11 protein-coding genes are annotated in these 9076 nt (G+C 68.6%); 5 read left to right on the top strand and 6 right to left on the bottom strand.

The genetic code is table 11. From position 1 onward, the window contains the following. On the bottom strand, window positions 1-840 hold an 840-nt coding region (locus tag QQK43_RS16285; protein WP_284308580.1), incomplete at its 3' end, for a M16 family metallopeptidase. A gap of 122 nt (window positions 841-962) precedes the next feature. Between QQK43_RS16285 and ftsY the strand changes: the two genes are divergently transcribed. After that, entirely contained in the window at window positions 963-2036 is a 1074-nt protein-coding gene (gene ftsY / locus QQK43_RS16280; protein ID WP_284308576.1) for a signal recognition particle-docking protein FtsY, read from the top strand. Window positions 2037-2066: 30 nt separating this feature from the next. Here ftsY and QQK43_RS16275 read toward each other — a convergent pair whose 3' ends face one another. Together QQK43_RS16275 and QQK43_RS16270 are read right to left on the bottom strand one after the other, a co-directional pair. Then, the gene (locus QQK43_RS16275) at window positions 2067-2285 is read right to left on the bottom strand and encodes a zf-HC2 domain-containing protein (RefSeq protein ID WP_284308575.1); all 219 of its coding nucleotides are present in this window, start codon (window positions 2283-2285) and stop codon (window positions 2067-2069) included. Beyond that, the gene (locus tag QQK43_RS16270; protein ID WP_284308574.1) at window positions 2282-2866 is read right to left on the bottom strand and encodes a sigma-70 family RNA polymerase sigma factor; all 585 of its coding nucleotides are present in this window, start codon (window positions 2864-2866) and stop codon (window positions 2282-2284) included. Before QQK43_RS16270 ends, QQK43_RS16275 begins: the two co-directional genes overlap by 4 nt. A gap of 167 nt (window positions 2867-3033) precedes the next feature. Between QQK43_RS16270 and QQK43_RS16265 the strand changes: the two genes are divergently transcribed. Genes QQK43_RS16265 through QQK43_RS16250 form a run of 4 tightly spaced genes read left to right on the top strand, consistent with a single transcriptional unit; the run spans window position 3034 to window position 5544 of the window. After that, window positions 3034-3318 carry a BufA1 family periplasmic bufferin-type metallophore gene (locus tag QQK43_RS16265; protein WP_234266645.1) on the top strand — a complete coding sequence of 95 codons (285 nt, stop codon included), beginning with the start codon at window positions 3034-3036 and terminating at the stop codon, window positions 3316-3318. Between the two features lie 8 nt (window positions 3319-3326). After that, window positions 3327-4241, top strand: a complete 915-nt coding sequence (locus QQK43_RS16260; RefSeq protein ID WP_234266644.1) for an MbnB/TglH/ChrH family RiPP precursor modification enzyme — start codon at window positions 3327-3329, stop codon at window positions 4239-4241. Further along, window positions 4238-5083 carry an HvfC/BufC N-terminal domain-containing protein gene (locus QQK43_RS16255; protein ID WP_234266643.1) on the top strand — a complete coding sequence of 282 codons (846 nt, stop codon included), beginning with the start codon at window positions 4238-4240 and terminating at the stop codon, window positions 5081-5083. Before QQK43_RS16260 ends, QQK43_RS16255 begins: the two co-directional genes overlap by 4 nt. After that, window positions 5080-5544 (top strand): DoxX family protein, encoded by a 465-nt coding sequence (locus tag QQK43_RS16250; RefSeq protein ID WP_234266642.1) that lies wholly within the window; start codon window positions 5080-5082, stop codon window positions 5542-5544. The genes QQK43_RS16255 and QQK43_RS16250 overlap by 4 nt, the downstream gene beginning before the upstream one ends. 16 nt (window positions 5545-5560) lie before the next feature. Here QQK43_RS16250 and QQK43_RS16245 read toward each other — a convergent pair whose 3' ends face one another. The 3 genes from QQK43_RS16245 to aroB are packed head-to-tail and all read right to left on the bottom strand — an operon-like array spanning window position 5561 to window position 9050. Beyond that, on the bottom strand, window positions 5561-6760 hold the full coding sequence (locus QQK43_RS16245) for an MFS transporter (protein ID WP_284308572.1): 1200 nt from the start codon (window positions 6758-6760) through the stop codon (window positions 5561-5563). Continuing rightward, a complete protein-coding gene (locus QQK43_RS16240; protein ID WP_284308571.1) occupies window positions 6757-7917 on the bottom strand; it encodes a deoxyguanosinetriphosphate triphosphohydrolase in 1161 nt (386 codons plus the stop codon). The genes QQK43_RS16245 and QQK43_RS16240 overlap by 4 nt, the downstream gene beginning before the upstream one ends. Next, the gene (gene aroB, locus QQK43_RS16235; RefSeq protein WP_284308570.1) at window positions 7914-9050 is read right to left on the bottom strand and encodes a 3-dehydroquinate synthase; all 1137 of its coding nucleotides are present in this window, start codon (window positions 9048-9050) and stop codon (window positions 7914-7916) included. Before aroB ends, QQK43_RS16240 begins: the two co-directional genes overlap by 4 nt. Window positions 9051-9076 lie beyond the last annotated feature (26 nt).

Raw genomic sequence — 9076 nt, 5'->3', positions numbered from 1 at the left:
CTGGCTGCCGGCGTCCTGCGCCGCCGGCCCGGCCCACTGGGGCGTCTGCCAGCCCAGCGCGACCAGCGCCTGCTCGGCCCGTGCCCGGTAGGTCAGCTGGCGCGGCCCCTGCTGGGCCACTTCGTCGCGCGGTTTGCGCGCCGGCACCTCGCGCGCCGGAATGCGCCCGTAGAGGGCTTCGGCGAGGGCGCGCACGCGCTCGGGCTCCACGTCGCCAGCGATCACCACCGCAGCGTTGCCCGGCACGTACCAGCGCTGGCGGAATTCCCGCACTTCCTGCGGCGTCAGCGACACCAGGTCGCCCATCCAGCCGATCACCGGGCGCCGGTACGGGCTGGTCAGGTACATGGTGGCGTTGAGGGCTTCGAACATGCGGGCGCGGGGCGACTCTTCCACCCGCTGCCGGCGCTCTTCCTTGATGACCTCGATCTCCTTGCGGAAGGCGTCGTCGTCCCAGCGGTTGCGCTCGAAACGGTCGGCCTCCAGCCGCATCACCGCCTCCAGATGCTCCCGCGCCACCTGCTGGTGGTAGGCCGTGGCGTCCGAGGTGGTGAAGGCGTTTTCGCGGCCGCCCAGGGCCGCGACACGGCGAGAGAACTCGCCGGGCGCCAGATCGGGCGTGCCTTTGAACATCATGTGCTCCAGCACATGGGCAATGCCGCTGGCGCCGTCGACCTCGTCCATGGACCCCACGCGGACCCAGAGCATGTGCACCACGGTCGGCGCCCGGTGATCGGGCCGCACGATCAGTGTCATGCCATTGGACAGCGTGTAGCGCTGCACCGCGGGCGGGTTTTCGGCCGCCTGTGCGGGCGCCAGCACCGCCAGGCAGAACGCCATTACCCCCATCAGCGCGACCGCAGGCCCCCGCAGCCACCCTGTCGGCCCCAGGGCCGGTACGCCGTCTCGGGCGCCTTGAAAAGCACGTTTCATAGAATGGGGAAGATACTAGAGTTCGAAAAATGTTCTCGTTCTTCCGCAAAAAGACATCCGCCCCCGTTCCTCAGCCCACGCCCGCCGCGCCGGAGCTGCCTGCGCCGCCCATCGCGCCCCCGCCGGCCGTGCCCGACGTTGTGGCGGAGACGTCCCCTCCCGCAGCGGTCGCCACGCCCCCGGCACCCGCAGCGCCCGTCCCGGAGCGCAAGAGCTGGCTCGACCGCCTCAAGAATGGCCTGCGCAAGACCGGCACCAGCATCGCCACGGTGTTCACCGGCACGCAGATCGACGATGCGCTCTACGAGGAACTCGAAACCGCGCTCCTCATGGCCGACACCGGCGTCCAGGCCACGCAGTACCTGCTGGACGACCTGAAGAAGCGCGTGAAGGACAGCAAGACCACCGATCCGGCCGCCGTCAAGGGGCTGTTGGCCGAGGCGATTGCCAATCTGCTGGCGCCGCTGCAGAAGCCGCTGGTCATCGGTGAACACAAACCCACGGTGATCATGGTCGCCGGGGTGAATGGCGCCGGCAAGACCACGTCCATTGGCAAGCTGACCCGGCACCTGGCGCAGGAAGGCGCTTCGGTGCTGCTCGCTGCGGCCGACACTTTCCGGGCGGCCGCGCGCGAGCAGCTGGCGGTCTGGGCCGATCGCAACACGGTGGAAATCGTCACCCAGCAAGGCGGCGATCCGGCCGCGGTGAGCTTCGACGCCGTGAGTGCCGGCAAGGCCCGCGGCAAGGACGTGGTGCTGGTCGACACAGCCGGCCGCCTGCCCACGCAGTTGCACCTGATGGAAGAGCTGCGCAAGATCCGGCGCGTGGTGCAGAAAGCCGACGCCACGGCCCCGCACGAGGTGCTGCTGGTCATCGACGGCAACACCGGCCAGAACGCCCTGGCCCAGGTCAAGGCTTTCGACGAAGCGCTGCAACTGACCGGCCTGGTCATCACCAAGCTGGACGGCACCGCCAAGGGCGGCGTGATCTGCGCCATCGCCCGGGAGCGCCCGGTGCCGGTCTACTTCATCGGCGTGGGCGAAAAGCTCGAAGACCTGGAAACCTTCGACGCACGCGAGTTCGCCCAGGCGTTGCTGGGCTGAGCACCGCCAGCACGGCCACGGGCCGGCGCCTCAGCGCTCGTCACCGTCGTGATCGCTGTAGTGGCGCCACTGCCGCATGGCGTTGCGCATGGTGAGCATCTGACGCTCGAAGCGGGGGCAGGCCTGGCACACCGCCAGGTGCAGCCGCAAAGCCAGCCGTTCGGCCCAGGGCAGATCACGGTCTTCGCGGGCCACCATCAGCGCCGTGGCCTCCTGGCAGGTGCGTCGCAAGGGATAGCTGGGCTTCATGCGGCGGCACCTCCGGCAAACCAGTTCAGTTCCAGGCATTCGCGCAGCCGCAAGCGTGCGCGATGCAGTTGCACGTACAGATTGGACGGGGTCAGCGACAGCTCCTGACAGATCTCGTCGCTCGACAGCTCCAGCCATTCGCGCATCAGGAACAGCCGGCCCTGCACGGGAGGCAGTTTCTCGGTGCAGGCCTCCAGGATCGCCATGAACTGGCGGCTGCGCAGGTCTTGCTCCGGATTGCCCCATTCGGCCGGCGCCTGGGAGTAGTGCCCGTCGGCCGCAAAGGGCATGTCTGCCATGGGGTCTGCCTCGCCATCGGGCGAACCGTCGGCCCACACCACTTCGCGACGGCGTTGCCGCAGGGCATCCACGATCTTGTGTTTGAGGATGGCCACGAGCCAGGTCTTGAGCTGGGCGCGCTGGCCGAACGCTTGCGGCCGGTCCAGCGCGGCGAGCAGGGTTTCGGACACGGCGTCCTCGGCCCAGGCATCGTTGCGCAGTTGCAGCCGGGCATAACGCAGCAGGTAGCTGCGCTGGGCCAGCAACTGCTGCTGAAAGTCATCGAGGGAAAGCGCGGTCATGAAAACAGGTCCCGGAGGCAGTGTAGGGCTGATGGGCAATGGTCGGCATCGGCACGCATTTCTTTCAGCCCGGGTGTAAGAAACCCGTCCAGGCGGCGACAGATGCCCAACCGGTCGGTGTTTGCCACCCGGTTGATCACCCCCTCCCCCACCTTTCAGGAGCCATCATGAACCAACGCCAACTCATCGCCGCTGCCGCCGTTTCCCTCGCCTCGCTGTCGGTCCTGTCCACGGCCGCCCTGGCCCAGAACACGGCCAAGGAAAAGTGCTACGGCGTGGCCAAAGCCGGCCAGAACGACTGTGCCAATCTTGCCGGCACCCATTCCTGCGCCGGGCAGGCCAAGATGGACAACGACAAGGGCGACTGGAAATACGTGGCTGCCGGCACCTGCCAGCAGATGGGCGGCATGACGGCCGACGACGCCAAGATGGCCATGCCCAAGAAGTCCTGAGCCCGGCCATGCGCCTGCCAGCCGACTTCCCCGCGCCGCCACCGGTGGGCATCGGCTGGCGCCATGCCCACTACCAGCAGGTTCTGCAGGAGCGTCCGCCTCTGGACTTCCTGGAAGTCCACAGCGAGAACTTTTTTGCCCCGGGCGGCGCCTCGCGCGCTGTGCTGGAAGCGGGCCGGGCGCACTGTGACATCAGTCTGCACGGCGTGGGGCTTTCGCTGGGCGCTGCCCAGGGGCTGGACCCCTGGCACCTGGCCCAATTGAAACAGCTGGTGTGCCAGATCGAACCCGTGCGGGTCAGCGACCACGCGGCGTTTGCCCGTGCCCTCCTCGGCGGCCAGACGGTGCACGCCGCCGATTTGCTGCCCCTGCCTTTCACGCACGCGGCCTTGCGGGTGCTGATCGACAACGTGCAGCAGGCACAGGATGCCCTGCAGCGCCCGCTGGCCATCGAAAACCTCTCGGCCTGCTTTCAGTGGCGCGATGCCGAGATGGATGAACCCACGTTTCTCAACCAGTTGGCCACCCGCAGCGGCTGCCAGTTGCTCGTCGACGTGAACAACGTCTTCGTGAACGCCCGCAACGCCCAATACCGGGGCGAGAATGCCGACCCGGTCGCCGCCGCGCAGCGTTGGATCGACCAGATTCACCCCGCGCACGTGGCCGAGCTGCACCTGGCAGGGCACGCCGATCTGGGGGACATCGTCATCGACGACCACGGCAGCCGCGTGAGCGAACCGGTCTGGGCCCTGTACGCCCATGCCCAGCGGCGCTTTGCCAACGCCCCCACCCTGATCGAGTGGGACACCGGGGTGCCCGACCTGGCGGTGCTGCTGGACGAGGCCCGCCTGGCGCGCCTCAGGGCCTGCGAATCCCTGACCCCGCAGTCTGCAGCGCCTCTCACGCCGGCGGTCACCGCATGAACACCGCACGCCCAACCCTCGCAGCCCGGCAGCAACAACTGGTGCGGGCGCTGATGGCCCACCCCGGCAGCGATGAAGCGGTGGTCAGCGCCGCGGCCTTGCTGGCTCTGGGGGTCGCGCATCCCCAGAGCGAACGCGGCCTGCAAGCCTATCGCGCCAACGGCCATGCCCTGGCCGAAAGGACCCTCCAGGCCGCCTACCCGGTGGTCGGCCAGCTGGTGGGCGAAGCGACACTTCACGCCATGGCCCGGGCCCTCTGGCACGCGCATCCACCGACCCGGGGCGACCTTGCCCATTGGGGACAGGCCTTGCCCGCGTGGATTGCTCAGAACCCCGCTTTGGCCGCGCTGCCCTATCTGGCCGACGTCGCCCGCGCCGAATGGGCCCTGCACGAAGCCGCCAGCGCGCCGGACCAGCCCACCGATCTGGCCAGCATCACCCGCCTGGTCACCGAAGACCCTTCCCTGCTCGCCCTGCGGCTGGCTCCCGGCACCCAGCTCCTGGGCAGCCGGTACCCGGTGGCCAGCATCCTGGGCGCGCATCTGGACGGCATGCCCACCTTGGCCGAAGCCGGCGAACGCCTGCGCGCCGGCGCGGGAGAAACGGTGCTGGTCTGGCGCCAGGGCTTCCAACCCCGACAGGCGGCCACTTCGCCGGGCACCGTCGCGATGCTGGGCAGCACGCTCGCCGGCGGCAGCGTGCTGGACGCGCTGGATGCTGCCAGCGCACCGGCACCCGGTCCTGTCTTCGATCTGGGCACCTGGCTGCAAAGCGCCATCGCAGCCGGCTGGGTCATCGGCGTCCACCCCTTACCCCACCTTCAGCCAGCGGTATCCCCATGACCTCTCCAACGCGTTCAACCCCTCTTCACCACGCCTGGCAAGCCATCGCCAGCCTCCTGGATAGCCTGCGCCCGTGGGCCGCACTGGCGGCGCGGCTGTACGTGGCCCAGGTGTTCTTTCTGTCCGGGCTCACCAAACTCCGCGACTGGGACACGACCTTGCTGCTGTTCACCGAGGAGTACCACGTCCCGCTGCTGCCGCCTGCGCTCGCCGCGCTGCTGGGTACCGCGGGAGAAATCGGCCTGCCCGTGCTGCTGGTGCTCGGACTGGCAGGCCGGTTCGCCGCGCTGGGCCTTTCGGTGGTGAACGTGGTGGCGGTACTGAGCCTGGCCGATATCGCCCCGGCCGCGCTGCAACAGCACATCACCTGGGGCGTGCTGCTGGCCACGCTGGCCCTGGTCGGCATGGAGCGCTGGTCGGTCGATGCCTGGCGGGCATCACGCCGACCACCCAATGCCTGAGGGCTGGGGCGCGTCTTCAGCGCGCCCGGCGCAACTGGCTTTGCACCTGCCAGGCCAGGCCGATGCCCACCAGCGAACAGGTGCCGGTGATCACCCAGGTCCACTGCCACCCACCCCATTGCGTGGCGGCCCAGGCCACCAACGGCGGCCCCAGGAACTGCCCCATCGCTGACAACTGCTGCATCCAGCCGACCGTGGTGGACACGGTGTCCTCACCTGGCGTGAGGCGCACGACCAGACCGAACAGCGTGCCCGGCACCCAGCCGCCCAGGGCAGAGAACAGCAGCACGCTGGCGTACTGCAACAGCGGCCACCCGGTCATGGTGAAGGTCAGCAAGGCGCCGAGCGCCATCGCCACGTATCCGCCGGCCATCAGCCAGCCGGGCGGCACACCCCGGGCCAGCAGGCGCCCGGCGCTCACGTTGCCCACCATGTTGACACCAGCGGCGAGGGCACTGAGCAGCCCCACCGCCGTGGCGCCAAAACCGGCCGCGTGGTAGATCGTCGGCAGGAAGCCGACGACCGCCAGCCACTGGCCGGAATACATGAGGAACCCCACGGCCAGCAACCACGGCCCCGGCGCACGCAGCGTTCGCCGCAGACACTGCCCGAGCGTGTCGGTGCTGCCCGCGCCCGCCGCCGGCGCCGCATCCGGCCCGATCCAGCGCCACAAGGCCCAGGCCCCGAGCCAGGCCAGCAAAGCCAGCACCGCCCAGACAGCCGGCCAGCCCCAGAGGACCACCGCCGGCGCCCCCGCCAGCAGCGCCAGGGCCATGCCCACGGGCATGTAGGCCCCCCACCAGCCCAGCGCCCGCGCCAGCGCGGCCGGGTTGTCGACCACCTGACGCCGGATCAGACCCGGCGCCGGCAGCACCGTGAGCAGAAAGCCCACGCCTTCGAGCACCCGCGTGGCCAGCAGCGCCGCCACCGTGCCCGACAACGCCCCCGCCGCACTGCCCAGCCCCAACAACAGCAGACCGGCCAGCATCACCCGCCGCGGCCCCATGCGGTCGGCCAGCAGACCGATCAGCAAACCAAGCGTCATGCCCGCCAGTTGCAGCAGAGACAGCAGAAAGCCACCCTGTACCAGCGTCAGACCGAGCGACTGCTGCAGGGCCGGAATGGCCACCGGCAGCTTGCCCACGTGCAGCGCCGCACAGACCCCGAGCAGCACCACCAGCGAAGCACGGGCCGCGGGTGAATCGGCCGGCTTCATGGAAACAGCTCCCGCCCGGTCAGCCGCTGGTGCTCGCGAATGGCAAAACGGTCGGTCATGCCGGCGATGAAATCGGCCACTGAGCGGGCATTCCCCTGCGAGCGGGTCTGCGCGTCCGACATTTCTTCGGGCGCCTGGAGGTAACAGTCGAACAGCTCGGTGATCACGCTGCGCGCGCGTTCGGTGGTGGCCGTCACCTGAGGATGGCGGTACAGGTTGCGGAACAGAAAGCGTTTGAGCACCTGCGACTCGGCCCGCATCACCTCGGAAAACGCCACCAGCGGCGATGCCGCGCGCACCGCGGCCACGCTGTCCACGCCAGCCGCATCGACGCGGGCACGGCTGGTGTCGATGACGTCGTAGACCTGATCGCTGAGCATGAGACGGATCGACTCGAACAGCAGCCGCCGCCCGCCCAGATCCGGGTGAGAGGCCAGGGCCTTGCGACGGTAGCGCTCGAACAGCGGCACATCGGCCAGTTGGTCGAGCGACAGCAGCCCAGAACGCACCCCGTCGTCGATGTCGTGCGCGTTGTAGGCGATTTCGTCGGCGAGGTTGCACAGTTGCGCTTCGAGCGACGGCGAGCCGCCGTGCAGAAACCGGTGCGCCACGCCGTTCGGCTCCTGCGCCTCCAGGTGTCGCGCATTCGCCCGCGAGCAATGCTTGAGGATGCCTTCCCGCGTTTCAAAACACAGGTTCAGCCCGTCGAAGGCAGGGTAGCGTTCCTCCAGCCGGTCGACCACCCGCAGGCTCTGCAGGTTGTGTTCGAAAGTCCAGGCCGCCTCGTCCGCGCCGGCCGGCGCGTGCGCGCGCAGACAGGCGTTAAGCGCGTCTTGACCGGCATGACCGAAAGGGGTGTGCCCGAGGTCGTGCGCCAGCGCGATCGCCTCCACCAGATCCTCGTTGAGGCCGAGCGAGCGCGCAATGCTGCGCCCGAGCTGGGCCACTTCGAGCGAATGCGTCAGCCGCGTGCGAAACAAGTCCCCTTCGTGATTGAGGAACACCTGGGTCTTGTAAACCAGCCGGCGAAAGGCCGTGGAATGGATGACCCGGTCGCGATCGCGCTGGAAAGCGGTGCGCGTCGGTGCTTCCGGCTCGGGAAATCGTCGGCCGCGGCTGGCAGCGGGGTCACAGGCCCAGCGCGCCAGCGGGCTCATGCGGGTGTCGCCGGGGCGGTGCTGGCCTTGATGACCTGCACCACCAGTTCGTCGGGGACGGCGCGCATCACCGCCCGCCCCGGACCGTCGATCAGCACAAAGCGGATGGCGCCCGCTTCGGCCTTCTTGTCCAGACGCATCAAGGCCAGGTAGCGGCCGGCGTTGTCGACCGGGTCGAGCACCGGCGCCACCGTGGGCAGACCCGCTCGGGCAATGATGCCGATCAGGCGATCCACAAAGGCCGCGTCCACCAAACCGACCGCCTGCGAAAGCCTGGCGGCCATCACCATGCCGCACCCGACCGCTTCGCCATGCAGCCACTCACCATAGCCCAGGCCCGCCTCGATCGCGTGGCCGAAGGTGTGACCGAAATTGAGGATGGCGCGCAAGCCCGATTCGCGCTCATCCTGCCCCACCACATCGGCCTTGATTTCGCAACTGCGGCGAACCGCGTGCGCAAGGGCCACAGGCTCGCGAGCCATGAGTGCGGGGAGATGCTGCTCGATCCAGTCCAGAAACACCATGTCGGCAATGGGCCCGTACTTGATGACCTCGGCCATTCCTGCCGACAGCTCCCGCGGGGGCAAGGTCGCGAGCACGTCCAGATCGCAAATCACACGCTCGGGCTGGTAAAAAGCGCCGATCATGTTCTTTCCCAGCGGATGGTTGATCGCCGTCTTGCCGCCCACCGACGAATCCACTTGCGCCAGCAAGGTGGTCGGCACCTGCACGAAAGGCACACCGCGCATATAGCTGGCGGCGGCAAACCCCGTCATGTCGCCCACCACGCCACCGCCCAGCGCGTAGAGCACGGTCTTGCGGTCGCAACCATGCGCCAACAACGCATCAAAAATGAGGTTCAGTGTCTCCCACGTCTTGTGGGTCTCGCCATCAGGCAGCGTTACCGTCAGCACCTGTGTATAGAGCGGCGAAATCGCCCGTCGAAGTGTCTCTGCGTACAGCGGCGCGACCGTGGTGTTGGTCACAATCAGCGCCGATGCGGCCCTGGGCAGCGCGTCGTAACTGCCGGCCAATGCCAGCAGCCCCTGGCCAATGCGGATGTCGTAGCTGCGGGCACCAAGATCGATGCGGACCACAGGCTCTGCCGGGGTCGGGAGAGAGGGATCAGTCATGGCCCGGGAGTGTATCCCGCCATGCC

Source organism: Hydrogenophaga electricum, from assembly GCF_030160815.1.
Classification (GTDB): Bacteria; Pseudomonadota; Gammaproteobacteria; order Burkholderiales; family Burkholderiaceae_C; genus Hydrogenophaga; species Hydrogenophaga electricum.
This window is presented reverse-complemented; position numbering and strand designations above follow the sequence as displayed.